We start from the raw sequence: 24,041 nt of genomic DNA on the forward strand, positions 1-24,041 counted from the left end.
CGTCACGCGTGCGCGAACCCCGAGCAGTGCCTGCGATGGTCTAGTGTTGCTCACGTTCACCACGGCGGCGAAGTGAAGGAGGCGCGATGCTTGGAGCGCTTTCGCTCGCGTTCATCGATTCAATCAATCTGCTGCTGATCGCCGTGATCGTCGCCGTGGGGATTATGGCGCCGCGCGGCGGGGGGCGGTACGGCAAAGTGACTGCGCTGTTGATTGGCGGCGACTGGCTGGGCGTGGCCGCGCTGGCGTTTGTGATGCTGGTGATTTTTGACGGCCTCGGCCCCGCCGTGCAGCGGTTCGTGGATGGGCCGGTGTTTGGCATCGTGCTCATAGCAACCGGCGTGCTCACCGCCCTGCTTGCCCTTCGCGGGGGTGACAATACTGCGCTGGTTGATCGCATTCTCGGCCCGCTGAAATCGCCGAATCCGCTGACGGTGCTGACCGGATTCGTGCTTGGCGTAGTGCAGTCCGCCACGTCGGTGCCGTTTTACGGCGGGCTCGCGCTCCTTTCCGCGGCAGGGGTGGATGCGGCGACGCGGTACGCCACCATCCCGCTCTACGCCACTATCGCGCTTTCTTTACCCACACTGACCGCGCTGTTGGTCGCATGGGTTCGGCAAGCCCCGTACAGTGCGGCTGGGCGGGCGTTCGCGTGGGCGCGCGCCAACCCCCGGACCGTCACGCTTGCCGCTACCTGGGTGGTCTCAGCGTTGCTGATTGTGCTTGGCGTGGTGCACCTCCTCTAACCCGGCGGCGGCGGTGCACAATATGAATCCATGTACCCGTTGACCGCCCGGATCGATCTCGCTGCCATCGCCCACAACGTTGCCGTGTTGAAGCGGCAGGCGGGCGATGCGCGCCTAGTCTGCGTGGTTAAAGCGGATGCGTACAATCACGGGATTGCGCGCTGCGTGCCAGTGATGGCGGCAAACGGGGCGGATGCGTTCGGGGTTGCCACCTTCGCCGAGGCCCGGGCGGTGCGCGCGGTGACGGATCTCCCGGTCATCGCCTGGCTTTGGGCACCGGCAGAGGACATTCCGGAGGGCGTTGAGCTGGGCGTTCCCAGCATGGGGCACTTGCAGGCGCTTATCGACGGTCCCTTGCCCGCCACCCCGCGAACCGTCTACCTCAAGGTGGATACGGGCATGCAACGCTCCGGATTCGACGAAGCGGAGTGGGATTTGGCGTTTGCCGCGGCCGCAGAGGCGGAGCGCGCCGGGGCGATCAAGGTTGCCGGGCTGATGAGCCACTTGGCCTCCGCGGACACGCCTGAGGATCCGTACAACGACACGCAAGGCGGGCGATTCCGCGATGCCATTGACCGGGCGCGCGAGGCAGGTTTGGACCCGCAGGTGAACCACCTTGCCAATTCCCCGGCAACCTGGGCGCGGCCGGACCTGCATTTCCAGCAGGTGCGGCCGGGGGTGAGCCTGTACGGGCTTGAACCCATCGCCGGGGAGGATCACGGGCTGCGCCCGGCCATGACATGGGTGGGGAGCATCCTGGCTGTGAAGCGCGTGAGAGCCGGTGACTCCGTGAGCTACGGGCAGACGTGGCGTGCCCCAGCTGACGGGTTCACTGCAGTGGTGCCCGCCGGTTACGCCGACGGGATAGCTCGCGCGTGGCAGCCGCGCCTCGCGGTCACCGTGGACGGAACCCGCTACCCGGTTGTGGGGCGCGTGTGCATGGACCAGGTGGTGTTGTGGCTGGAGGGCAATGAGCGTGGTGTGCGTCCCGGCGACGAGGCGATCATTTTCGGTGCCGGCGGCATGTCAGCCACTGAACTCGCCGATGCGGTGGGCACCATCAACTATGAAGTGGTGTGCTCCCCGAAAGGGCGGACTGTCCGCGAGTACCTCACATAAGCACGGCGTAGCAAAGGCAGGCAGAGATGAAGAGCGAGTTTCCTTCGCAGGGCAGCCGGGTCTGCGACACCGCTGCAGAGACCAAGGTGCTGGGCAAAGAACTCGGTGCCGCACTCGAGGCTGGCGATGTGGTGATTCTGGATGGTCCTCTCGGGGCTGGCAAAACCACCTTCACACAAGGCATTGCGGAGGGGCTGCAGGTCAAGGGGCGCGTGACCAGCCCGACGTTTGTTATTGCACGACAGCACCGTTCCACCGTCGGCGGGCCTGACCTGATCCACGTGGACGCCTACCGGCTGCTGGGCGAGGGGTCTCCGGGGGACCCGCTGGGAGAGCTGGACGCGCTGGACTTGGACACAGAGCTCGACTCCGCCGTAGTGGTGGCGGAATGGGGAGGCGGGCTAGTGGAGCAGATCTCCAGCAATTACCTCCTGATCACCCTCGACAGGGAGACCCTGGTGAGAGAAGACCCAGCTTCGGAGGGGCGCATCATCAGCTGGCGCACTGCCGGGAACTCTGCCGGCAACTAGGGCGCTACCCGCGACGGCCACTGGGCCTGGTTGTAGGGTGGTGGGCATGCTGAAGCTTAAGAACTCCGAGCGTAACTGGGTTGTGCTGGCTGCGGTGGCGTGGCTGGTTGTCCTCATCGGCCTGATCTTCATTCCGGCATCGCGCCCCGATTCGCAGGTCCAGGCGGCGCACGTCGCCCCAACGAACTCCCTGGCTAACACGCTTGATCGCACGCACCCCACCGGCGGTGCGGTGGTGGCCCAGCTGGTCGCGCCGTCCCTGGTTTACGATTCCAACACGTACGCCGGCTACACCACCCTGTGCCCGAATGAGCCGGCAGACCTGATCGGTGCCAAGCTGTCCGCGTTCGATCTTGCTGAGGCACCCGACCTTGATGGCCGCTACGGCTACGTTGTGCTGCTCCCGGCGAACCAAGCCGAACCGGTGCTCTTGGACCAGGTGGAGCTGAGCAAGATAAACGTCTGCGATATCCCGCAGACGGATTCTTACCCGCTGAACGCAGGCATGCCGTTCTACTTTGAAAACGGCACCTGGACCCTGGGCATCCGCCAGTAATGCTGGTCCTTGCGCTGGACACGGCGACGACTGACTTGATCGTCGGCATCGCCGAAGTCCCCCAGCTGGCTGACGGCGTGCCCGCACAGGAGCCCACGGTGCTGGCTGAATCGGTTGAGGCAACCCGCGCACACAACGAGCGCCTCGTGCCCACCACGCAAGCGGTGCTCGGCCAGGCGGGGTTAAGGTTCGCCGATCTCGATGCAATCGTCGTCGGGTGTGGCCCCGGCCCGTTCACCGGCCTGCGGGTAGGCATGGCCTCCGCCTCCGCATTCGGCCAAGCGCTTGGCGTGCCCGTCTACGGCGTGGTCACCCACGACGCGGTGGCTGCGCAGCTCAATGCGCCAACGTCGCTGATAGTCACGGACGCGCGCCGACGCGAAGTGTATTGGGCGTTCTACCGCGGCACGGAGCGTACCGCCGAGCGTGTTGCGGGCCCATCCGTGTGCGCGCCGGGTGATATCGCAATCGGTACAGACGCCGTGGATGTGTTAAGCGTGCCGGAGCAGCTTGCCGGGCAAATCCGCATCCCCGCGCAGCGCACTACCTACGTTGCCCCGCGCACGGAGGGGCTCATCCGCGCCGCCGACTTCACGGTAGAGCCCGCGCCGCTGCTGCCCCACTACCTGCGCCGCCCCGACGCGGTCGAACCGAAGGCGAAGCCCAAATCGCCGGCGATCCCCGACGTGGCGCTGTGATGCGTACCGCGGGTCTGCAATTCAGGGAGCTCACGCGTGCCGACGCTGCCCCGGCGGCCGCACTGGAACAAGTATTGTTCGCTGAGGAAAACCCCTGGTCGGAGCGCGCACTGGCCGCGGAAATTTCCGCCCCGCGGAATTTTTACCTCGGCGCATTCGAGGGCGGCACCATGGTCGGATACGCGGGCTTAGCCATGCTGGGGCCGCGGGAGGATCCGGAATTTGAGGTGCACACCATCGGGGTCGCGCCAACCCACCAGGGGCGCGGGATTGGTCGCGCGCTGATGGACCAGCTTCTCCACACCGCGGACCTGCTCGACGGGCCGGTGTTTTTGGAGGTCCGCACCGATAACGCGCCAGCTATCGCGTTGTATGAGAGCTACGGGTTTTTCACCCTGACTACCAGGAAGGGCTACTATCAGCCATCCGGCGCGGACGCGTTTTCCATGATGCGCCGCCGCGCATCAGAGCACGAATAGGGGAGCGCAGCATGAACATCCTCGGCATCGAATCCTCCTGCGACGAGACCGGCGTGGGCATTATCCAGCTTGCCGACGATGGCACGATGACCATCCTCGCCGACAAGGTCGCCTCATCGATGGAGCAGCATGCCCGCTTCGGCGGCGTTGTACCGGAGATTGCGTCCCGCGCCCACCTTGAGGCGATGCCGCAGGTGATGGAGGCGGCGTTGGCCGAGGCGGGCGTGTCCAAGCCCGATGCCGTCGCGGCCACTGTGGGACCGGGCTTGGCGGGCGCGCTACTTGTCGGTGCCTCTGCAGCGAAGGCGTACGCCGCCGCGTGGGGCGTACCGTTTTACGGGGTGAACCACCTGGGCGGCCACGTTGCGGTGGCCAACTTGGAGGGTGAAAGCGAGTTGCCGCACTCCATCGCGCTGCTGGTCTCCGGCGGGCACACGCAGCTCCTCGAGGTGGATGCGGTGGGTCGCCCGATGCGCGAGCTGGGCTCTACGCTTGACGACGCCGCGGGGGAGGCCTACGACAAAGTTGCCCGTCTCCTTGGGCTAGGGTACCCGGGGGGACCGATCGTCGATACGCTTGCTGCCCGCGGTGATGCGGATGCCGTGAACTTCCCGCGAGCGTTGACTCGCGCCGAGGACCTGCGCGGGGAGCACCGCTACGACTTTTCCTTCTCCGGTCTCAAGACCGCGGTAGCGCGCCATGTTGAGGCGGCTGAGCGGGAGGGGCGCGTGATCAGCGTGGAGGACGTGTGCGCGTCCTTCCAAGAGGCGGTGTGCGACGTGCTCACGCGCAAAGCGGTGATGGCGTGCGAGGATACCGGCGCGCAGACGTTGCTGCTTGGTGGAGGGGTAGCGGCGAACCGCAGGCTGCGCGAACTTGCCGCCGAGAGCTGCGCGGCGAAGGGTATTGAGCTGCGCGTGCCGCGGCTGGGGTTGTGCACGGACAACGGGGTGATGATTGCGGCGCTGGCGGCGCAGCTGATCCATGAGGGGGCGCAGCCTTCAGGGCTTGCGGTGGGGACGGATACGTCGCTAGAGGTTGAGACACCACTAGTTACCGGATAGGCGTGGCCAAGGTTGAGTGTTAGCACTCGCGTGGGTAGAGTGCTAACGGTAACCAACCTGGAAATACGAAAGGTCACAGATCATGGCAAACGTGAACATCCGCCCGCTCGACGACAAGGTTCTGGTGCAGATCGCCGAGGCCGAGACCACCACCGCTTCCGGCCTGGTCATCCCGGATTCTGCAGCTGAGAAGCCGCAGGAGGCGACCGTGATCGCGGTTGGCCCGGGCCGCTTCGACGAGGACGGCGACCGTATCCCGATGGATGTCAAGGAGGGCGACACCGTCATCTTTGCTAAGTACGGCGGCACCGAGCTGAAGTACAACGGCGAGGAGTACCTGCTGCTTTCCTCCCGCGACCTGCTGGCAATCGTAGAAAAGTAAGCGAAGGGGAGTACGCCACCAATGGCAAAACTCATTGCATTTGACCAGGAGGCCCGCGAGGGCATCCAGCGCGGCGTGGACATTCTTGCCGACGCGGTCAAGGTCACCCTCGGCCCCCGCGGCCGCAACGTCGTGCTGACCAAGGCTTGGGGCGGCCCGACGGTGACCAACGACGGTGTCACCATCGCCCGCGACATCGACCTTGAGGATCCGTTCGAGAACCTCGGTGCCCAGCTGGTCAAGTCAGTCGCAGTCAAGACCAACGACATTGCCGGCGATGGCACGACCACCGCGACGCTGCTCGCTCAGGCGCTGGTTGCGGAGGGCCTGCGCAACGTTGCTGCCGGCGCAAACCCGATTGAGCTGAACAAGGGCATCGCCGCGGCCGCCGAGAAGGCTGTCGAAGAGCTCAAGGCACGCGCTACCCCGGTGTCTTCCTCCACCGAAATTGCCAACGTTGCCACTGTGTCTTCCCGCGATCCGCAGGTGGGCGAGATGGTGTCTGGCGCGATGGACAAGGTGGGCAAGGACGGTGTGCTGACCGTCGAGGAATCCCAGTCCATCGACTCTTTCGTGGACATTACGGAGGGCATCTCCTTTGACAAGGGCTTCCTGTCCCCGTACTTTGTCACCGACCCGGACGCGGGCCAGGCAGTGCTGGAGAACGCGCGCGTGCTGCTGGTGCGCGGCAAGATCTCTTCGCTGCCGGACTTCCTGCCGCTGCTGGAGCAGGTAGCAACCGAATCTGTGCCGCTGCTTGTCATCGCCGAAGACGTTGAGGGCGAGCCGCTGCAGACCCTGGTGGTGAACACGCTGCGCAAGACCCTCAAGGTTGTCGCCGTGAAGTCCCCGTACTTCGGTGAGCGCCGCAAGGGCTTCATGGATGACCTGGCTGTGGTCACCGCCGCAACTGTGATTGACCCGGAGGTTGGCATCAACCTCAAGGACGCCACCCTGGAGCACCTGGGTGCTGCCCGCCGAATCACTGTCACCAAGGACGACACGGTGATTGTGGACGGTGCCGGCACCGCCGAGGCGGTCGAGGAGCGCCGCGAGCAGCTGCGCCGCGAAATCGAGGCCACCGACTCCACCTGGGACAAGGAGAAGACCGAGGAGCGTCTGGCCAAGCTGTCCGGCGGCGTGGCCGTGCTCAAGGTCGGCGCGCCCACCGAGACGGAGATGAATGAGCGCAAGCTGCGCGTCGAGGATGCGATCAACGCCGCACGCGCTGCGGTGCAGGAAGGCATCATCGCCGGCGGCGGCTCTGCGCTCGTGCAGATCTCCAAGGAGCTCGAGGAATTTGCCCAGGGTTTCGAGGGTGAGCAGAAGACCGGTGTCTTGGCCGTCGCCCGCGCGCTGACCAAGCCCGCTTACTGGATTGCGGAAAACGCTGGCCTGGACGGCGCTGTCGTGGTGTCCAAGATTGCCGAGATGGGCAACGGCGAAGGCTTCAACGCCGCCACGCTGGAGTACGGCAACCTCATCGAGCAGGGCATCATCGACCCGGTGAAGGTGACCCACTCTGCTGTGGTCAACGCCGCTTCCGTGGCCCGCATGGTGCTGACCACCGAGGCATCTGTGGTGACCAAGCCGGAGGAAGAAGACGAAGCCGGCCACGCGCACTAAAAATTCGGCTGGGCGCTGTTTGCGCCACAGCTTAAGCCCCATCCAATCTTCCGCACGCGGTGTGCGGGAGTGGATGGGGCTTTGTTTCGTCGTTAAGCGGAAAGCCCCTACTTTGCGGAAGCGGCGGCGACCTTCATGCCGCCGTGGGCACCGCGGAGGATGGCCTGGCGCTCGGACTCGCTCATACCGCCCCAGATGCCGTACGGCTCTGCGACGCGCAGGGCGTGCTCGCGGCACTGGGACAGGACCGGGCAGGAGTAGCAGATTGCCTTTGCGCGGTTCTCGCGCTGGGTGCGGGCGCGGCCACGCTCCCCGTCCGGGTGGTAGAACACCTCCGAGGCTTCGCCGCGGCAGGCGCTGTGCAGCTGCCAATCCCAAAAATCAGCGTTCGGTCCAGGAAGCAGGTGCGGCAGCGACATGGTGATAAAAGCTCCTTCAGTGTGCCTCAGCGGCGCCGACGCGCCACATTGCTCTACGTCGTGGCCGATGCGCGGGGACCGCGCTCCGTACCGAAAGGGCAGTGTGGTCACCCTGAGTGAACACCGGGTGTCCTGGCGGTTGCCGGGAGCTTGATTGGTGTGAGGATGCCGCGAAAAAGCGCCCTCAAGCTGGGAATTCACTTAAGGTTACCAATGGGTGAATTTCTTCCTGCGGGGCAACGGGTGTGATTATGGGGGTGGCCGGGCTTCAGCTCCACGTACCCGCTGGTAGACCGGAAATCGTTGGTATGATCATCATTTCGGCGGTATCGTGCCCTGAGAAGCCGTAGAACAATAAGCGCACTGCGATAGATAAACGGATAGATAAGCGGTTGGAGAGGAGGGTGCTGTGACGGAGCCGGACAAGGCGGAGCTCGAGCACGAGCTAGCGCGGATCGTGCCTCTTGCCGTCGAGGGCGATGAACGCGCCCTCGGGCGTGTGATCAAGCTGATCCACCCGCCGGTACTGCGCTACACCCGCGCCCGCATAGGCGGCGGGCGCACCCCCACCGCTGAGGATGTCTCGCAGGAGATCTGTCTCGCCGTTGCCACCTCAATTCACAAGTACACGGACATGGGAAAACCATTCATGGCCTTTGTGTATGGCATTGCGTTCAACAAAGTGGCGGATGCTCATCGGGCGATGTTCCGGGACAAGCTGAGCCCAATCGAGGACGTCCCGGATTCGGTTGCACCGGGCCACACGCCCGAGGATGCCGCACTTGAATTGGATGGAAGTAACCAAATCCGCGAGTTACTCGATGTACTGGGTGAAAAGGCGCGCGACATCATCATTCTCAGGGTGTTTGTCGGGCTATCTGCGGAGGAAACGGCTGAAGCTGTGGGCTCAACGCCCGGAGCGGTCAGGGTTGCCCAGCACCGCGCGATAGCTAAGCTGCGCCAGGCTCTTCAAGAACAGGACCAACTGACATGACACGCCGCGCCGAGATGCCGCATGGGGAAGATGCGACCACCCAGTTCGCCCCCGTCGCGCAGGATGATGCGTTCCTCGACGCACTCGCTCGTGGCCAAGACCCATCCTCCGGCAAGGACCCGCTGGCTCGGATGCTGCTGGACCTCAAGGCAGATATTGAGCGGCCGATGCCGGGTGCGCCACTGGTTGCCTTCCCGCAGCACGAGACTACGTCCACTGCTCCTGCGCAGGAGCCGTCGCGTGTGGTCTCGCTCGACGTGGAACGGTCTCGCCGCCGCGGTGTGAACCCCTGGGTTTCCGGCTTGATCGGTGCTGCTGCGGCAACCGTTGTGGTTGCCGGGTCCGGTGCGGTGCTGTACAACGCCACCCCATCCTCCCCGCTGTGGGGTGTGGCATCCTCCGTGTTCGGGGACCGCACCGCTGCGGTGGAACTTGCCTCTACGCTGGAGCAGCTGGAGGTGGCAAGCCAGGAAGGCGATGCTGACTACTTCGCCGCCTTGCTGCACCAGGCACGCGAGCTGGTTGATTCTATGAAGCCGGTTGCATCCTCCAGCGGTGATGGCGCACCGGCAACGGCTGTAGACAATGCTGTGACACGCACTGTCACGGTGACCGTGACGGCGACACCGAACCCCAACGCACCCGCGCACGGGCCTCAGGAGCCGACGCAACCTGCCCAGAACCCGGAGCCTGCGGCACCGGTGGCACCGGGCCAGAATCCGCAGCCGGCGCAGCCGTCCCAGCCTGCGCAGCAGTCTCGTCCGGCGCAGCAGCCTAGCAGCGTGCGGGTGGAGCCGAGCGCGCAGCCAGCACAGCCGGCCCAGCCGATTGAGCCGGGGCAGTCAGCGCGGCCGTCGCAGCTCTCGCAGTCGTCGCCAGTAGTGCAGCCCCAGCCGCAACCGCAGCCGGAGAACCCAGGTGTGCAGCCGTCGGTGGTTGAGCCGGGCTCGTCCGAGGGCGGTGCCCAGGGCGGCGCGGTGCCGCAGGTTGTGTCGCGCGAGAACGGCTAGTACTCCGCTGCCCCTGCGGGATCTCTCCGCGTAGGGCTCTCAGCGGCAGGGTTAGCGGGCGTCTAAGCCGTCCAGGTAGCCCATTGCGTAATCCCACGGCACGTACGCCTCAACGTTAGGGCTCGCGCTGGGCTCATGGACCGGGGGCAGTTCGCCGCGCAGGGACGCGAGCATGTTCTGCTCCATGATTTCCCAGTCGTAATAATGCAATTCCTCGCAGTCTTCGCACTGGAAGTAGATGCCGAGGATGCCGCGCGGCCTCAGGCGACGCATACAGTCGCGCACGTATCCCAAGTCCTGGATCACTTCGACGCGCTCGCGAGCGGACAGGGGCTCAGGAACCTCGTCGTCCTCGATGAACGATGCCGGGTCGTTCGGGTCGTCCGCAAACGGGTCCAAGGGCATCATGTCGTCGTAGTTCACGCCCGTAATGGTAGTCGGCACCTAGCACGCGCCCAAGACCACCCGTGGCCATCGCACGCACCTTCGTTCAACTACCGCGCGCGGTATATCATGGGCGAAAGCTATATCCGGCCCATTTGGGCCCCGTATTTCGCGGGCACAGCGCGGGAGAGGAGACACTGCCCATGGCAATCGAGCGAGTTCTCACAGGTGGGGACTATCCGGACAAGGTGGTGTTGCGCGGCCTGACGTTCGACGATGTGCTGCTGCTGCCCGCGGAGTCCCACATTGTGCCGAACGAGGTGAACACGCGCACCCAGTTCACCCGCAACATCCAGCTTGGTATCCCCATCGCGTCTGCCGCGATGGATACCGTGACGGAATCCCGGATGGCCATCGCTATGGCTCGCCAGGGCGGTATCGGCGTGCTGCACCGTAACCTGAGCGCGCAGGAGCAGGCGGAACAGGTCGATATTGTGAAGCGCTCCGAGTCCGGCATGGTGACTAACCCGGTCACCGCAACGCCGGACATGACCATCCGCGACGTGGACGCACTGTGCGGGCGCTTCCACATCTCCGGTCTGCCGGTGGTGGACGATGCGGGTCGCCTCGTGGGCATTATCACCAACCGCGACATGCGCTTCGAGCCGAACTTCGACCGCAAGGTTGCCGAGGTTATGACGCCGATGCCGCTCGTCGTGGCGGAAGAGGGCGTGAGCAAGGAGGACGCGCTCGCGCTCCTGTCCGCCAATAAGGTGGAGAAGCTTCCCATCGTGTCCAAGGACGGCACCCTCGCCGGCCTGATCACGGTGAAGGACTTTGTGAAGAGCGAGCAGTACCCGAATGCGTCGAAGGATGACGCGGGCCGCCTGCTCGTTGCGGCTGGTGTCGGCACCGGCGAAGATTCGTACGACCGCGCTGGCCTGCTGGTTGAGGCCGGTGTGAACGCGCTTGTGGTGGACTCTGCCCACGCGCACAACAACCGCGTGCTGGAGATGGTGTCCCGCGTGAAGCAGGACTTCGGCGACCGCGTCGACGTGATCGGCGGCAACTTGGCCACCCGTTCCGCCGCGCAGGCGATGATCGACGCTGGCGCGGACGCCATCAAGGTTGGTATCGGCCCGGGCTCCATCTGCACCACCCGCGTGGTTGCTGGTGTGGGTGCGCCCCAGATCACCGCGATCCTCGAGGCATCCGTGCCCGCCCACAAGGCGGGCGTGCCGGTGATCGCTGACGGCGGCATGCAGCACTCCGGTGACGTGGCAAAGGCGCTGGCAGCTGGTGCATCCTCCGTGATGCTCGGCTCCATGCTGGCTGGTACGGCTGAGGCGCCGGGCGACATCGTCGTCGTCGGCGGCAAGCAGTACAAGCGCTACCGCGGTATGGGCTCCATGGGCGCGATGCAGGGCCGCGGCCTCACGGGTGAGAAGCGCTCCTTCTCCAAGGACCGCTACTTCCAGGCGGACGTGGCAAGCGAAGAAAAGCTCGTGCCGGAGGGCATCGAGGGGCGCGTGCCCTACCGCGGCGAGCTAGACGCCATCACCCACCAGATCGTGGGCGGCCTGCGCGCTGCGATGGGCTACACCGGTTCCGCTTCCATCGAGGAGCTGCAGACGAAGCAGTTCGTCCAGATCACTACCGCTGGTCTGCGTGAGAGCCACCCGCACGACATCACCCAGACCGTCGAGGCACCGAACTACCGCGGCTAAGAGCTGGGTGCTTGTCGACGTAAGGAAGGATCCATGCGCGAATACGTTGAAATTGGCATTGGGCGCGAGGCCCGCAAGGCCTACGACTTGAGCGACATTGCTGTGGTGCCGAAGCGCCGCACCCGCTCGTCGAAGCTGGTGGACACCACGTGGCACTTCGATGCCTACAGCTTTGACCTGCCGCTGCTGTCCCACCCGACGGATGCGCTGGCCAGCCCCGAGTTTGTCATTGAAATGGGCAAGCTGGGCGGCCTCGGCGTGATCGATGCGGAGGGGCTGTGGGGCCGCCAGGCAGATTTGGAAGGTGCGATTGCGCAGGTTGTGGAGGCAGCGGAGTCGCCGATGTTCCCGCGGGACGACGAAGATTTCAAGGCCTACCGGGACTCGTTCGCCAACGCCACCAGCGCCCTGCAGAAGCTGCACGCGGACGAGCTGGACCGCGATCTGCTCACCGAGCGCATTCAGCAGGTGCGTGATTCCGGCGTCACTGTCGCGGTCCGCGTGAGTGCGCAGAACGCCCGTGAGCTTGCCCCCGTGGTCATTGCCGCTGGCGCGGAGATCTTGTTCATTCAGGGCTCCATTGTGTCGGCGGAACACGTCCAGGAGGGCGGGGAGCCGCTGAACTTGAAGGAATTCGTCGGCACGCTTGACGTGCCCGTGATTGCCGGCGGCGTCTTTGACTACGCCACGGCGACCCACCTCATGCGCGCGGGTGTTGCGGGTGTGATTGTGGGCTCCGGGGCGACCGGTAGCCACGCTTTGGGTGTGCCGTTGGCGACTGCTATCGCCGACGTGGCGGCGGCGCGTCGCGCCTACCTGGACGAGACTGAGGGACGCTACGTTCACGTGGTCGCGGATGCAGAGGTATACACCGCAAGCGAAATCGCGGTGGCGCTGGCGTGTGGCGCAGACGCTGTCATGGTGGGCAGGCCGCTTGCTCGCGCTCACGAAGCACCGGCGAGCGGCACGTACTGGGAACCGCAGGCGGCGCACCCGCGCTTTCCCCGTGGCACCGTTTCATCGAACCCCTATGATTCCCGCCAACCTTTGCATGTGGTGCTCGAGGGTCCGTCCAGCGAGCCGGATGGCGGGCTGAACCTGGTCGGTGGCCTGCGCAGGATCATGGCCAAGTGCGGCTACACGGACCTGAAGCAGTTCCAGAAGGCGGACTTGGTGGTCACCAACTTCTAGTCCATCAACTTTTCGCGGGTGAGGCGGCGCTCTTTCGCGCCGCCTTTCGTGCTTCCAGCATGCAGAGGACGGCGCCGAGCGGTGGAGCGCTGGTTGGCGCAGGGGCGGCGGTGTTGGCGGTCACGGTGGGTATTGTCCACCACTGGGCTACTATTTAACGCGTGACTACCCCCCAAATCCGTCCTGTTCTGGTCGTCGATTTCGGCGCGCAGTACGCGCAGCTGATCGCGCGCCGCGTGCGCGAGGCGAACGTCTACTCCGAGGTCGTGCCCTCCACCATCACCGCGGCCGAGCTGAAGGAGAAAGATCCGGTGGCCCTTGTGCTCTCCGGTGGTCCGTCGTCCGTATATGAGGCGGGCGCTCCGCAGCTCGACCCGGAGATTTTCTCCCTGGGCTTGCCGATTTTCGGCATTTGCTACGGCTTCCAGGTGATGACGCAGTCGCTCGGCGGCACCGTTGCCAAGACTGGTGCCCGCGAGTACGGCCGCACCCAGATGCACGTGGAAGGCGGCGTGTTGCACGCTGGGATTGACCACGATCACCCGGTCTGGATGTCCCACGGGGACTCGGTAACTGAGGCGCCAGCAGGATTCACCGTGACCGCGTCGACCCCTGGCGCGCCGGTCGCTGCTTTTGAGAACCTGGAGCGCCGCTTCGCCGGTGTGCAGTACCACCCGGAGGTGATGCACTCCCCGCACGGCCAGCAGGTACTCACCCGTTTCCTCACTGAGGTGGCGGGCCTGGAGCAGAACTGGACCGCGTCCAACATCGCGGACCAGCTGGTGGAGCAGGTGCGCGAGCAGGTGGGCGATGGCCACGCGATCTGCGGCCTGTCCGGCGGTGTGGACTCTGCTGTAGCGGCTGCGCTGGTGCAGCGCGCGATCGGCGACCGCCTCACCTGCGTCTTCGTGGACCACGGTTTGCTGCGGAAGGGCGAGCGCGAGCAGGTGGAGAAGGACTTTGTGGCCGCCACCGGCGCGAAGTTGGTGACGGTGGATGAGCGCAAGGCGTTCCTGGACAAGCTCGCCGGCGTGACCGAGCCGGAGGCGAAGCGCAAGGCCATCGGCGCGGAGTTCATCCGCTCCTTCGAGCGCGCCGTGGCTTCCGTGCTGGAGGGCGAAGATGTCGGCTTCCTGGTGCAGGGCACCCTGTACCCGGACGTGGTGGAATCCGGCGGCGGCACCGGCACCGCGAACATCAAGAGCCACCACAACGTGGGCGGCTTGCCGGACGACGTGGAGTTTGAGCTCGTCGAGCCGCTGCGCCTCCTGTTCAAGGACGAGGTCCGCGCCGTTGGCCGCGAGCTTGGCCTGCCGGAGGTCATTGTCAACCGCCAGCCTTTCCCGGGCCCGGGCTTGGGTATCCGCATCATCGGCGAGGTGACGGAAGAGCGCCTAGAGACGCTGCGCGACGCCGACGCCATCGCGCGCGAGGAGTTCACCCGCGCTGGCCTGGACGAGCAGATCTGGCAGTGCCCGGTGGTCCTGCTTGCCGACGTTCGCTCGGTCGGTGTCCAAGGCGACGGCCGCACCTACGGCCACCCGATCGTGCTGCGCCCGGTTGCGTCCGAGGACGCGATGACCGCGGACTGGGTGCGCGTTCCGTACGAGGTGCTGGAGACCATCTCCACCCGCATCACCAACGAGGTGGCGGAGGTCAACCGCGTGGTGCTCGACGTGACGTCGAAGCCGCCGGGAACTATCGAGTGGGAGTAAACAGCCGTTAGTACGTCGCGGTGATGGAGCCGACGCGCTGGTGCGCGTTGATGCGCAGAAGCTTGCCGTCACCGTCGGCGTTCTGGACGCTGTTGGGGCAGGCGACGTCGCCCATGTCGGTCACGCACCGCACCTCCACCGGGATGTTCTCCGGCAGCTTGATGTCGATGGTGCCGATGGTGCTGTTGATATCCAGGGTGGCCTCTTCATCGAGTGGGGAGAGTTCCCGCAGATCCACGGTCACGGCGCCGCCGAAGGTTTGTACAGGGTTGAGTGCGTCGGCGTCGTAGACGGTGATGGCCTTGGTGCCGAGGGTGCGCGCACCTTGATCGGCGACCGCGAGCAGCGTCAGGGTGGCGGCACTGAGGGCGAGTGCGACCGGGATCCAGAACCACAACGGGCGGTTCTTCGAGCGCACCGGCTCCGGCTCAGGCAGCGGCTGGCCCGGATCCGGCAGGTGCCACAGCTCAGGCGCGGCACCCAGCGGGTCCCACGCCGGCGGGGTAGTCGCGCCAGCGCCCGGGTGCGGATACCCCTCCGGCACGGTGAGGTGGGAGGTATCCACCGGGTTGGCCGTCTCCTCTTGCGGCCGGGCCAGCAAGCCGGCCGGCGGCTCCGGCATACGGTTGTGCAGGCCGTACCAGCAGCCGAATGCGATAGCTATGCCGACGATCTGGTAACCGGGGTTGGCGTCGCCGACCATGTTGGCAAACCAGTTCAACAGGGCAAAGCCGATGATGAACGCCAGCACGTAGCCGGTGGACTTCTCCTTTAGGGCGGCCTCGCTGAGTTCGGACTTCGGCTTGCGGGCGGAATCCCACGGGGTGGTGGTCATGCCGAAGCGCGGCATGGTGATCCAGCACAGGGTGTAAAGGAAAATGCCGCAGCCCATGACAAGCGTGAGCGCGACAAACACTAGGCGCACCAGCACCGGGTCGATGCGGTAGCGGGCGCCGATGCCCTCGCACACGCCCGCGACCACAGCCTTGCCGCCCTGATCTTTCGGGATGCGGGGCGGGCGGGTGGCCCACATCTGGCGGACGGTGTCGCCGAAGGTGTTGTTCGTTTCCATGGCTCCATTGTCCGGCGATTGGGTGGGAATGGGTATGGGGATCGGCCCTGAACTTTCGTCGATAAGCATTGGCCCCGAGATCAGGGTTGTCCCCGATGCGGTTGGTGCCGGGCGCGTGCGACGATGGACAACTATGAGTTCCCCTGCGCCCTACGCCGCGGCGCGCCCCGAGCCGCTGTACCCGCGCCTGCGCCGCAGCCGTTCGCTGCGCGTTGTCGCCGGCGTGGCATCGGGCCTGGCGCAGCACCTCCAGATCCCGGTGCTGTGGGTCCGCGTGTTCTTCGTCATCGCCAGCTTCGCCGGCGGTTTGGGGCCCCTGCTCTATGCGGGGCTGTGGATGCTCACGCCGCTGGAGGAGAAGCAGGCGGAGAAATCGAACGTCGAAAAGCGAAGTGCCCTCAACATTGTGCTGGTAGCGGTGGGGTTTGTGGGGGCGCTGGTGGCGCTGCAGGTGACCAGCGGCGTGGGCGGCACGGTGGTGTTTGTCCTGGGTCTGCTGATTGTGGGTGCGGTGATTGCGCTGCAGGCGTATGACCGCGGTACCGGGTCGGTGGCGAACTATGCCGCGCTGGCGGTGGGTGTGTTGCTTGTGATGGGTGGCGTGCTCGCCATTGCACTGATGGGGGAGAACGCCGGGATTACGGGCGTGGTGGTGAGCGTGCTGGTCACGGTATTCGGCGTGGCGGTGCTGGTGGTGCCGTTGATTGCCAAGCTGGCGTCCTCGCTGGTGGCGGAGCGGGAGGCGAAGGCTGTGGCGGATCAGCGCACGGAGATTGCGTCGCGCCTGCATGATTCGGTGCTGCAGACGCTCGCGCTGATTCAGAAGCAGGCGGACAACCCGGAGGAGGTTGCGCGCCTCGCGCGCGGGCAGGAGCGCGAGCTTCGGGCTTGGCTTTTCGACGCTTCTGAGAAACCAACGGGCGACAGCGCCACCACCGTATTTGCCGCGGTGCAGAAGGCCGCCGGCGAGGTGGAGGACATGTTCGGCGTGGTCATTGGCCCGGTGACGGTGGGCGAAGACGTGGCGTTCGATGCCTCGACCGAGCCGCTGGTGCTGGCCGCGCGCGAGGCGATGGTCAACGCCGCGAAACACGCTGGCGTGGAGCGCATCGACGTGTACGCGGAGCACCTCGCCGGCGAACTCACGGTATTTGTGCGCGACCGTGGTGCGGGCTTTGACGTGGACGCGGTGCCGGAGGACCGCCATGGCGTGCGAGACTCCATTTTCGGCCGCATGGAGCGCGCCGGCGGCACTGCGCGAATCACCTCCGCGCCGGGCGAGGGCACCGAGGTGGAACTGACCGTGCCCGCCCCGCCGCGCTAGCCTGGTGGGCATGACCCGCGTCTTTCTCGTCGACGATCACTCCGTCTTCCGCGCCGGCGTGCGCGCCGAGCTGGGCAGCGCGGAGGGCATCGAGATCGTGGGCGAGGCAGGCAGCGTCGCCGAGGCGGTGCAGGGCATCGGAGCCACGCTTCCCGACGTTGTGTTGCTTGACGTCCACATGCCGGACGGCGGCGGGTTGGCTGTGCTGCGCCAAGCTCCGGGGCCGCAGTACCTGGCGCTCAGCGTGTCCGACGCCGCCGAGGACGTGATCGCCCTCATCCGCGCAGGTGCCCGCGGGTACGTGACCAAGTCCATCGACGGCCCCGAACTCGCCGAGGCTGTGCAGCGCGTCCACGGCGGGGACGCCTATTTCTCACCCCGCCTGGCCGGGTTCGTGCTCGACGCCTTCGCCGCCGGCGGGGTGGTGGAGGACCCGGAGGGCGAGCCGGAGAAGGTGGAGGACCCGGTTGTGGACGCGCTCACGCGCCGCGAGCTTGAGGTGCTGCGCCTGCTTGCCCGCGGCTACACCTACAAGGAGATTGGCCAGCAGCTGTTCATCTCGGTGAAGACGGTGGAGACGCACGCGTCCAACATTTTGCGCAAAACGCAGACGTCGAATAGGCACCAGCTCACGCGCTGGGCCGCGGACCGGGATCTGGATTAGGGGCTTGCTGCAAGGCTGGAAACGGAGCTCGAATCAGAGCCCGGATCAGAGCTCGAAAGCTACTAGAAACAAGCTAGAAACAGTTTCTAAGCTTCTGACCTGCGGTAATCATTCTACTAGAAAGCCTTTCTAGTAGAATCTAAGTCATGAAGGATGCTCCCAACTACCGCGCGGATCCGCAGCTGCTACTCACGCTTCCGGAGGATCAGTGGTTCGAGCGCAAGTCATTCCGCATTCAGCCGAAAGACTTGGCGAAAACCGTAGTGGGTATGGCAAACGCCGAGGGCGGCGTGATTGTAGTTGGCATCACGAACCGAACCTTCGATGGTCGGCCGACGGCGGACCAGGATAATCGTCTGCGCCAGACAGCTCTTGACCACACGGACCCAACCGTTCGGGTGGATATTGAGGTTTTCAAGGTGGACGAGGAGCGACAGGTCTACCTCTTTCATGTCTTGCCCAGTGAATGGGTGCACTACATGAAGTCTGGTGAGTGCTATCTGCGGGTGGGTGATGAGACACGGCAGCTTAGTGCAGACGACATCTTGGAACTGCGGTATACGAAGGGTGAGCAGCAATTTGATGCCACTGTTCCGCCCCGTGCCCAGATGGCGGATCTCGATATGGAGTTGGTCGAGGCTTATGCGGCTGCGATTGGCTCATCATCACCGATGGATGCTTTAAAGGCACGGAACTTGGTAAGTCGCGACGGCGTTCCGCGAACTGCTGCAATTCTGCTTTTTGGGCACAATCCGCAGGAATTCTTCCCCAATGCACATATTCGGGTGCTTCGCTTCGGGGAGGATGAGCGACTTCCTGGGCACCTCCAGCAGCTCACAGCGGATGAGCGATTTGATGGGCCGCTGCCACAGCAAATTTTTCAGGCGCAGGAGGCCATCAGGGAAATGTTGCCCAAGGTGCGCCGTCTAACCAGTAAAGGCCTTTTTGAGGATGAGGATCTCATTCCTCATGATGTGTGGCTGGAGGGTTTGGTCAATGCGGTCATCCACCGCTCGTACAGCGTCGCAGGCGACCACATCCGCTTTGAGATCTATCCGGGGCGTATTGAAATTTCGAGTCCTGGTCGTTTCCCTGGCTTGGTAGACCCCACGCAGCCGGAATCGATTGCCCGATTTGCCCGCAATCCCCTTATCGCCAGAGTGACTGCAGAGCTCCGGATCGGTCAAGAACTCGGAGAGGGAATTCGACGCATGTTCGCTGGCATGCGCCGAGTTGGCTTCGCTGATCCCGAATATCGGCAGACAAGTGGCAGCGTGATCCTCACCCTGAAAGCGGTGCAGCGTCTTGACCCCAAGGTGCTGGAAAAACTGCCACCGCGCGCGTCCGATGCGCTGTCTGCCCTCTCGGCAAGTGGTAGACCAATGTCCACAGGTGAAGTGGCCGAGGTGCTTGGGCTTTCTAATCCTCCTGTGAGGCGCGCGCTGCAAGGGCTGCGCGATGCCGGACTTGTTCACTGGCGGGGTAACGGCCCGCGCGATCCCCGGGCAGTCTGGTACTTGGAGGGCCCGCTGCGGCAGCTCGAAAGCTACTAGAAACAAGCTAGAAACTACTTTCAAGCCCCTGGCCTGCAGAAATCATCCTACTAGAAAGCCTTTCTAGTAAATCTGGTTTATCTGGCGTACGCAAGGCGGCGGGACCCGTCGACGTGCGGGAACAGCACCCACGCCGCCGCCAGCACACCCACGAACGTCAGCACCACGCCCCACACTGGCCAGTGCGCCAGCGGCGCAAGCATGAGCAGCAGCCACCAGCCCATGAGCGGGAGCAGCATGCTTATCGACGGCACTTTGAACTCCGCCTCAACACCCTTCCTGCGCGCATAGTTCCGCATCTCCGCGCGGTAAGGATGGGCGAGCGAGAGCGCGATGGTGAAGGCGACCGCGAGGAGCGCGATAGGCACCTTCGCGGTCAGCGGCACCTGCGAAACCATGATGGCCACCGACAGTGCCGCGCCGAGTGATCCGCCGAGCCGCACCGCCAGCGGGGTGGGGACTGGAGTGGGGCGATTGCGGATATCGGAGGGGAACATGGCCTGGGACGTTACCAGGCTGGCCCCCTACTGACCGGCCCAAATCGTCTTAACCGCTGAGCTGGTTAGAACCTCCAGTTCTCTGCGCGAAGGAGATCGAAGAAATTGATGCACTCCACTCCATGCTCATCAGCGGCATTCGGGATGCTGAGGTTGTGGTCCTGAGTTCCGGCGCCCTTCCGCTTCTCATTGCTCACAATCACCGAGGATTCAACCTTCGCGTGGGCGATCACAAACGGGTCTGCGGCGTTCTTTTGCGCAATGACCCAGCCTGGGTGAGCCGTGTTGATTTGCCGCACCGTCTCAAATTCTTCAGAGACGTGGTCATGCACGAATCCGTCAAGTGACGTGGTCCACGCGAGAAGATCATCAGAGCCGCGCTTGACTTCCTCAGCAACCATGGTGCGGACGCAACATCTCCCTGCGACAACTAGCTCCTCAATCCTCATCCACAGGGATTCGAAGTGTTCACGAGGGTATAACCGGGCGAGACCAATCAATATGTTCGTATCCAGTGTGTACGAGGTCATATTTACTCGCTCTGCTCATAGTGGCGGATCATCTGGTCAACAACTGGCACCCGTGCATCTAGGAAGTAGCTTGCGTCCAGGACACTTATCCGCTCCTCTTCAAGAGCGCGGGCGATGGTTCCTACATACGTAGCGCCGAGGTCTCGATAGCGGACCCTCCAATATGCCGGCCCAGAGTCTTGGCTGCGGAGCTTCTCACGGTCCGCTTTCCAGGCTGCGTCGCTTGCACTCTTCTCCTTCTGAACCTCGCGCTCGCTCAGGTAGCCAAGATTCTTCAATCTTATTGCGGCAGCTACGCGGCTTACCTTGAATTTCGTCGCTATCTCGCCGATAACATCGTTGGAAGGCTCGGACAGATGATTCCGCACCGCCTCCTCCGGCATAAGGAAATGAGCAGAGAAGGAATTGGCCAAGGCTTCTTCAATAGACTGTTCTTCGAGTAGGCACAATCCGCTGGACCTGTTGATGAGGTGGGCCACTTCGTGGAACAGGGTGAAACTCTTTCCGGCAGAGCTGTCTTTACCGTTCAGTAAGATTATTGGCAGAACGTCGTAGTAAACAGAGAGCCCTCGAAACTGACCTCGCTCCACGTCGGAGGTCTGGAAAACGATGACACCGTTGGACTCGATCAGCTGACGCCAGAAGCGAAACCCTGCATCTTTAGCAGGTCCAGCTGGGGTGAATTCAGGATCGAGCCCCAAGAGCTGGCGCATCTCTTCGGCGGCCTGCGCAACGTTGTCGCGTCTAAAAGGCCCCGGTAGTCGCAAACGACTACCCTCCGTATCTCCATACTCCAGCATGATCTCGCGGTACCGCTCAGCGCGGCGCAAGGCTTTTGTCATGGGGGCGTCGAGCCCGTCGTGCTCGGGAGACTGCCGGAAGTCAACGGTTTCGGGGATGTCCGGCGCCTCTGGCGGGGGCATGAAGAAGAACGCCGGGGTGCGGTCCAGCTTCTTCGCAACTTTGATCAGTTGCTTCATTGTCGGAGCGAGACTGCCTTCCTCAAAAGCGATGACTTGCTCAGGCTTCACTTGGATTGCAGCGGCCAGCTGTTCAACGCTTAGCCCCGATACCTCGCGTGCCCAAGTGAGTGTTGCCGCCTCGATCGGTGCGCGATCCATGCCAGCCTCCTCTCCGCTGAAACTAAAACTTTTAGTGCTTAAAGCCTACTCAAGCGCCCAAACCTCGGTCTGCAACTTTCGAACACGGCGCGCGGTGCTGTGGACGCCGTTGGTGGCTCAGTGAGTACAAACGAGTGGTTCCTAGTCCCTCTGCTCGTCATCGATCACGCAGTGGATCTGATTATGTCTGGCGATATCGTCAACTACATCTACGATCCGGCTCAACAAGACCTTGTGGAGGTTGGGCAGTAGGACCGGTTTAGAAAGCCTGTTCGACCTTTATGCTTGCTCGCCTCCGGCGTGCGGGGCATACTCATTGCCGTGAGTGGAACATCTATTCGAGCACTCGCGGCGCTCCCGGAGGAGGTCGCGGGGGCGCATGAAGCAGCAGGCCAGCCTGCTGTACAGCATCGTGCAGACCAGATTGCGCAGCTGCGCGCCCAAATGGCCGCGCTGGGCGGAGAGGTCGCGCACCGCCCGGTGGAGGATGCCGGCACGCTCGCAATAGGTGGCCCGCTTTCGCTCATCCTGCCGAATGGCGGGCTACCCCGCCAAGCGGTGACCCACGTCAGCGACACCCCGGCGCTGGTGGTGGAGCTGATCGCGCAGACAGTGGAAGCGGGCGGGCGCGTAGGCGTGGTCGGCTGGCCCGAGCTGTCCTACGCAGCCATAGACGCAGAAGGGTTGGAGCGCGTGATCGCGGTGCCGGAGCCGGGGATCGAGGACCTCGCGGTCGCGGGTGTGTTAGCAGAGGGGCTGGACCTGGTGGTGCTGCGCGCCCGCGTGCCGCTGGAGCTCACGCCCGTGCGCGCCCGTCCGCTCTTGGCCCGCCTGCGCAAAGGCAACGCGGCGCTGGCCTGTGTGAACGTGGCGGTGCCGTCGCCGGCGCTGGCGGTGAGCGGCACCATCACCGCCTTCCACGGCATCGGCCGGGGCACGGGACGCATCACCGGCATCGACATGCGGGTGCGTGCGGAGCGCAAAGGTATGCGCCCGGCCTCCGCCACGGTCACGTTGGGCCACGGGGTGGAACAAACGGGCGTGGAAGAAGGGAACGTCGAAAAGCATCCTAAGCTCAGGGCAGTGCCGTGAGAGTCGCGGCCCTGTGGTTCCCGGACTGGCCGGTGCAGGCGGCGAAGCTGGAGCTGGACGATGAGGTGCAAGAACCGCTGGTGATCGCCGCGCAGCACCGGGTAGTGGTGTGCTCGCAGGCGGCGCGCGCGGCGGGGATCAGGCGCGGGATGCGGGTGCGGCACGCGCAGGCTGCGGCGCCGGAGCTGACGGTGATTGACGCGAACCCGGACCGGGACGGGCGGATGTTCGCGTCGCTGGCCAGCAGTTTGGATGATGTCGCCGCCTCGGTGGAGGTGCTGCGCCCCGGCCTGGTGGTGGCGGACCTGGCTGCGGCGGGCGCGTTCCACGGCGGGGAGGACGTGGCGCTGGAGATGCTGGTGGATGCGGCGGCGCGGCGCGGCATTGACACCCTGGCGGGCGCGGCGGATGAGATTGCCACCGCCGTCATCGCGGCGCGCAGCGGGCAGGTGGTCGCACCGGGTGGGTCGGCGGCGTACCTGGCCACCCAGCCGCTGACCGTGCTCATCGCGGAGACGGCGCTGGGGGCGGATGCGGAGACGGTGAAGACGCTTGGGCAGCTGGGCATTACCACGCTCGGCGAGCTGGCGGCCATCCCGCCCGCGGCCATGACTACGCGGTTCGGCGCGCACGGGGCGCACGTGCACCGCATCGCCGCGGCCGCGCCGGACAGGCGGGTGGCCCCGGAGCTGCCGGTGGCGGACCTGGCGGTGGCAATCACGCCGGAGGATCCGATCGAGCGCGTGGACGCCGCCGCCTTCGCCGCCCGCGCGCTGGCCGCCAGCCTGCACGAGCGGCTGAAAGAGGCGGGGCGCAACTGCCTGCGGCTGAAGGTCGTCGCCGAGCTGGAGGCCGGCCAGCGCGTGGAGCGCGTGTGGCGCACACGGGAGGCGCTGACGGAATCCGCCACCGCGGACCGTGTGCGCTGGCAGCTGGACGGCTGGCTCACCTCCGGCGGCGCGGGCGCGATCACCTCGCTGATTTTGGAGCCGCTGGAGCTTACGGAACCGGATGCGGTGGGAGAGCTGTGGGCCGACGGCGCCTCCACGGACGGCGCGCGGCGGGTAGTGGAGCGCGTGCAGTCCCAGCTGGGCATCGACGCGGTGCTCCAGCCGCGCATGGTGGGCGGGCGCGGGGTGGCGGAGCGCATCCAGCTCGTGCCCTTCGGCGAAGCCGCCGCGCCCGTGGAGGCAAAGAGCTGGCCGGGGGCCATCCCCGCACCACTGCCCGCACGGCTGGGCGGAGGCATCGACCACCCCGCGTCGCGCGTCATGCTTATCGACGCTTCCGGAAAACCCGTCATCGTCACCGCCGAGGTGTTATTAGCTGGGGAGCCGTACGCCCTGGCGTGGGGTGACAAGAAATACCTGGTCACCGGGTGGGCCGGGCCGTGGCCGGTGGACGAAGGCTGGTGGGCGAGCGAGGCGAACCGGAACCGTTTGGCGCGCATGCAAGTAGTGGGCCGCTTGGGTGGGCCGGAGGGGGAAATCACCGGCTGGCTCTTGGTGTGGTCGCGCCGCAGCTGGCGCGTGGAGGCAGTGTATTAGC

25 protein-coding genes are annotated in these 24,041 nt (G+C 64.9%); 19 read left to right on the forward strand and 6 right to left on the reverse strand.

Features of this window, described 5'->3' with window-relative positions; all coding sequences use genetic code 11:
- The first annotated feature begins 86 nt into the window (after positions 1–86).
- The 9 genes from JZY91_RS01520 (at position 87) to groL (ending at position 7,200) form a co-directional block, all read left to right on the forward strand.
- Positions 87–746, forward strand: coding sequence for a hypothetical protein (locus JZY91_RS01520; protein WP_234948238.1), 660 nt, complete (start codon positions 87–89; stop codon positions 744–746).
- Positions 747–776: 30 nt separating this feature from the next.
- Complete coding sequence (gene alr, locus JZY91_RS01525; protein ID WP_234948239.1) at positions 777–1,865, forward strand: alanine racemase; 1,089 nt, start codon at positions 777–779, stop codon at positions 1,863–1,865.
- A 26-nt stretch (positions 1,866–1,891) separates the two neighbouring features.
- The gene (gene tsaE / locus JZY91_RS01530) at positions 1,892–2,395 is read left to right on the forward strand and encodes a tRNA (adenosine(37)-N6)-threonylcarbamoyltransferase complex ATPase subunit type 1 TsaE (RefSeq protein WP_234948240.1); all 504 of its coding nucleotides are present in this window, start codon (positions 1,892–1,894) and stop codon (positions 2,393–2,395) included.
- Positions 2,396–2,441: 46 nt separating this feature from the next.
- A complete protein-coding gene (locus JZY91_RS01535; protein WP_234948241.1) occupies positions 2,442–2,951 on the forward strand; it encodes a hypothetical protein in 510 nt (169 codons plus the stop codon).
- Positions 2,951–3,649, forward strand: coding sequence for a tRNA (adenosine(37)-N6)-threonylcarbamoyltransferase complex dimerization subunit type 1 TsaB (tsaB, locus tag JZY91_RS01540; RefSeq protein WP_234948242.1), 699 nt, complete (start codon positions 2,951–2,953; stop codon positions 3,647–3,649). Before JZY91_RS01535 ends, tsaB begins: the two co-directional genes overlap by 1 nt.
- Positions 3,649–4,128, forward strand: coding sequence for a ribosomal protein S18-alanine N-acetyltransferase (gene rimI, locus JZY91_RS01545; RefSeq protein WP_234948243.1), 480 nt, complete (start codon positions 3,649–3,651; stop codon positions 4,126–4,128). Before tsaB ends, rimI begins: the two co-directional genes overlap by 1 nt.
- Before the next feature lie 11 nt (positions 4,129–4,139).
- Entirely contained in the window at positions 4,140–5,192 is a 1,053-nt protein-coding gene (tsaD, locus tag JZY91_RS01550) for a tRNA (adenosine(37)-N6)-threonylcarbamoyltransferase complex transferase subunit TsaD (RefSeq protein WP_234948244.1), read from the forward strand.
- Positions 5,193–5,274: 82 nt separating this feature from the next.
- On the forward strand, positions 5,275–5,574 hold the full coding sequence (gene groES / locus JZY91_RS01555) for a co-chaperone GroES (protein WP_234948245.1): 300 nt from the start codon (positions 5,275–5,277) through the stop codon (positions 5,572–5,574).
- A 21-nt stretch (positions 5,575–5,595) separates the two neighbouring features.
- Complete coding sequence (gene groL / locus JZY91_RS01560; RefSeq protein WP_234948246.1) at positions 5,596–7,200, forward strand: chaperonin GroEL; 1,605 nt, start codon at positions 5,596–5,598, stop codon at positions 7,198–7,200.
- A 107-nt stretch (positions 7,201–7,307) separates the two neighbouring features.
- On the opposite strand, the gene JZY91_RS01565 is transcribed toward groL, so the two are convergent.
- The gene (locus JZY91_RS01565; protein WP_234948247.1) at positions 7,308–7,619 is read right to left on the reverse strand and encodes a WhiB family transcriptional regulator; all 312 of its coding nucleotides are present in this window, start codon (positions 7,617–7,619) and stop codon (positions 7,308–7,310) included.
- A gap of 409 nt (positions 7,620–8,028) precedes the next feature.
- Here JZY91_RS01565 and JZY91_RS01570 point away from each other — a divergent pair, with 409 nt between their 5' ends.
- Positions 8,029–8,613 (forward strand): sigma-70 family RNA polymerase sigma factor, encoded by a 585-nt coding sequence (locus JZY91_RS01570; RefSeq protein WP_234948248.1) that lies wholly within the window; start codon positions 8,029–8,031, stop codon positions 8,611–8,613.
- Positions 8,610–9,623, forward strand: coding sequence for a hypothetical protein (locus JZY91_RS01575; protein ID WP_234948249.1), 1,014 nt, complete (start codon positions 8,610–8,612; stop codon positions 9,621–9,623). Before JZY91_RS01570 ends, JZY91_RS01575 begins: the two co-directional genes overlap by 4 nt.
- A gap of 51 nt (positions 9,624–9,674) precedes the next feature.
- On the opposite strand, the gene JZY91_RS01580 is transcribed toward JZY91_RS01575, so the two are convergent.
- Positions 9,675–10,055 (reverse strand): DUF5319 domain-containing protein, encoded by a 381-nt coding sequence (locus JZY91_RS01580; protein WP_234949010.1) that lies wholly within the window; start codon positions 10,053–10,055, stop codon positions 9,675–9,677.
- A gap of 155 nt (positions 10,056–10,210) precedes the next feature.
- On the opposite strand from JZY91_RS01580, the gene guaB reads away from it, so the two are divergent.
- The 3 genes from guaB (at position 10,211) to guaA (ending at position 14,640) form a co-directional block, all read left to right on the forward strand.
- Positions 10,211–11,734, forward strand: coding sequence for an IMP dehydrogenase (gene guaB, locus JZY91_RS01585; RefSeq protein ID WP_234948250.1), 1,524 nt, complete (start codon positions 10,211–10,213; stop codon positions 11,732–11,734).
- A 33-nt stretch (positions 11,735–11,767) separates the two neighbouring features.
- Positions 11,768–12,925, forward strand: a complete 1,158-nt coding sequence (locus JZY91_RS01590; protein ID WP_234948251.1) for a GuaB3 family IMP dehydrogenase-related protein — start codon at positions 11,768–11,770, stop codon at positions 12,923–12,925.
- 161 nt (positions 12,926–13,086) lie between these two features.
- Positions 13,087–14,640, forward strand: a complete 1,554-nt coding sequence (guaA, locus tag JZY91_RS01595; RefSeq protein ID WP_234948252.1) for a glutamine-hydrolyzing GMP synthase — start codon at positions 13,087–13,089, stop codon at positions 14,638–14,640.
- Positions 14,641–14,647: 7 nt separating this feature from the next.
- On the opposite strand, the gene JZY91_RS01600 is transcribed toward guaA, so the two are convergent.
- Positions 14,648–15,712 carry a PspC domain-containing protein gene (locus tag JZY91_RS01600; RefSeq protein WP_234948253.1) on the reverse strand — a complete coding sequence of 355 codons (1,065 nt, stop codon included), beginning with the start codon at positions 15,710–15,712 and terminating at the stop codon, positions 14,648–14,650.
- Here JZY91_RS01600 and JZY91_RS01605 point away from each other — a divergent pair.
- The 3 genes from JZY91_RS01605 (at position 15,711) to JZY91_RS01615 (ending at position 19,253) form a co-directional block, all read left to right on the forward strand.
- Positions 15,711–17,036, forward strand: a complete 1,326-nt coding sequence (locus JZY91_RS01605) for a PspC domain-containing protein (protein ID WP_370639234.1) — start codon at positions 15,711–15,713, stop codon at positions 17,034–17,036. The genes JZY91_RS01600 and JZY91_RS01605 overlap by 2 nt on opposite strands.
- 10 nt (positions 17,037–17,046) lie before the next feature.
- Entirely contained in the window at positions 17,047–17,700 is a 654-nt protein-coding gene (locus tag JZY91_RS01610) for a response regulator transcription factor (RefSeq protein ID WP_234948254.1), read from the forward strand.
- Between the two features lie 146 nt (positions 17,701–17,846).
- A complete protein-coding gene (locus tag JZY91_RS01615) occupies positions 17,847–19,253 on the forward strand; it encodes an RNA-binding domain-containing protein (RefSeq protein ID WP_234948255.1) in 1,407 nt (468 codons plus the stop codon).
- A gap of 77 nt (positions 19,254–19,330) precedes the next feature.
- On the opposite strand, the gene JZY91_RS01620 is transcribed toward JZY91_RS01615, so the two are convergent.
- From JZY91_RS01620 to JZY91_RS01630, 3 genes are all read right to left on the reverse strand, one after another.
- Entirely contained in the window at positions 19,331–19,750 is a 420-nt protein-coding gene (locus JZY91_RS01620) for a hypothetical protein (protein WP_234948256.1), read from the reverse strand.
- 65 nt (positions 19,751–19,815) lie between these two features.
- On the reverse strand, positions 19,816–20,280 hold the full coding sequence (locus JZY91_RS01625) for a DUF4411 family protein (protein WP_234948257.1): 465 nt from the start codon (positions 20,278–20,280) through the stop codon (positions 19,816–19,818).
- Positions 20,281–20,282: 2 nt separating this feature from the next.
- Positions 20,283–21,401 carry an XRE family transcriptional regulator gene (locus JZY91_RS01630; protein WP_234948258.1) on the reverse strand — a complete coding sequence of 373 codons (1,119 nt, stop codon included), beginning with the start codon at positions 21,399–21,401 and terminating at the stop codon, positions 20,283–20,285.
- A gap of 321 nt (positions 21,402–21,722) precedes the next feature.
- Here JZY91_RS01630 and JZY91_RS01635 point away from each other — a divergent pair, with 321 nt between their 5' ends.
- The gene (locus JZY91_RS01635) at positions 21,723–22,493 is read left to right on the forward strand and encodes a hypothetical protein (protein WP_234948259.1); all 771 of its coding nucleotides are present in this window, start codon (positions 21,723–21,725) and stop codon (positions 22,491–22,493) included.
- On the forward strand, positions 22,490–24,040 hold the full coding sequence (locus tag JZY91_RS01640) for a DNA polymerase Y family protein (RefSeq protein ID WP_234948260.1): 1,551 nt from the start codon (positions 22,490–22,492) through the stop codon (positions 24,038–24,040). Before JZY91_RS01635 ends, JZY91_RS01640 begins: the two co-directional genes overlap by 4 nt.
- Position 24,041: the final 1 nt, after the last annotated feature.

Source organism: Corynebacterium sp. CNCTC7651 (genome assembly GCF_021496665.1).
Taxonomy (GTDB): Bacteria; Actinomycetota; Actinomycetes; order Mycobacteriales; family Mycobacteriaceae; genus Corynebacterium.

Coding starts and splice junctions, on each gene's coding strand:
- JZY91_RS01520 (WP_234948238.1), top strand. CDS start 87: ATGCTTGGAGCGCTTTCGCTCGCGTTCATCGATTCAATCAATCTGCTG.
- alr (WP_234948239.1), top strand. CDS start 777: ATGTACCCGTTGACCGCCCGGATCGATCTCGCTGCCATCGCCCACAAC.
- tsaE (WP_234948240.1), top strand. CDS start 1,892: ATGAAGAGCGAGTTTCCTTCGCAGGGCAGCCGGGTCTGCGACACCGCT.
- JZY91_RS01535 (WP_234948241.1), top strand. CDS start 2,442: ATGCTGAAGCTTAAGAACTCCGAGCGTAACTGGGTTGTGCTGGCTGCG.
- tsaB (WP_234948242.1), top strand. CDS start 2,951: ATGCTGGTCCTTGCGCTGGACACGGCGACGACTGACTTGATCGTCGGC.
- rimI (WP_234948243.1), top strand. CDS start 3,649: ATGCGTACCGCGGGTCTGCAATTCAGGGAGCTCACGCGTGCCGACGCT.
- tsaD (WP_234948244.1), top strand. CDS start 4,140: ATGAACATCCTCGGCATCGAATCCTCCTGCGACGAGACCGGCGTGGGC.
- groES (WP_234948245.1), top strand. CDS start 5,275: ATGGCAAACGTGAACATCCGCCCGCTCGACGACAAGGTTCTGGTGCAG.
- groL (WP_234948246.1), top strand. CDS start 5,596: ATGGCAAAACTCATTGCATTTGACCAGGAGGCCCGCGAGGGCATCCAG.
- JZY91_RS01565 (WP_234948247.1), bottom strand. CDS start 7,619: ATGTCGCTGCCGCACCTGCTTCCTGGACCGAACGCTGATTTTTGGGAT.
- JZY91_RS01575 (WP_234948249.1), top strand. CDS start 8,610: ATGACACGCCGCGCCGAGATGCCGCATGGGGAAGATGCGACCACCCAG.
- guaB (WP_234948250.1), top strand. CDS start 10,211: ATGGCAATCGAGCGAGTTCTCACAGGTGGGGACTATCCGGACAAGGTG.
- JZY91_RS01590 (WP_234948251.1), top strand. CDS start 11,768: ATGCGCGAATACGTTGAAATTGGCATTGGGCGCGAGGCCCGCAAGGCC.
- JZY91_RS01605 (WP_370639234.1), top strand. CDS start 15,711: ATGGCTCCATTGTCCGGCGATTGGGTGGGAATGGGTATGGGGATCGGC.
- JZY91_RS01600 (WP_234948253.1), bottom strand. CDS start 15,712: ATGGAAACGAACAACACCTTCGGCGACACCGTCCGCCAGATGTGGGCC.
- JZY91_RS01610 (WP_234948254.1), top strand. CDS start 17,047: ATGACCCGCGTCTTTCTCGTCGACGATCACTCCGTCTTCCGCGCCGGC.
- JZY91_RS01615 (WP_234948255.1), top strand. CDS start 17,847: ATGAAGGATGCTCCCAACTACCGCGCGGATCCGCAGCTGCTACTCACG.
- JZY91_RS01620 (WP_234948256.1), bottom strand. CDS start 19,750: ATGTTCCCCTCCGATATCCGCAATCGCCCCACTCCAGTCCCCACCCCG.
- JZY91_RS01625 (WP_234948257.1), bottom strand. CDS start 20,280: ATGACCTCGTACACACTGGATACGAACATATTGATTGGTCTCGCCCGG.
- JZY91_RS01630 (WP_234948258.1), bottom strand. CDS start 21,401: ATGGATCGCGCACCGATCGAGGCGGCAACACTCACTTGGGCACGCGAG.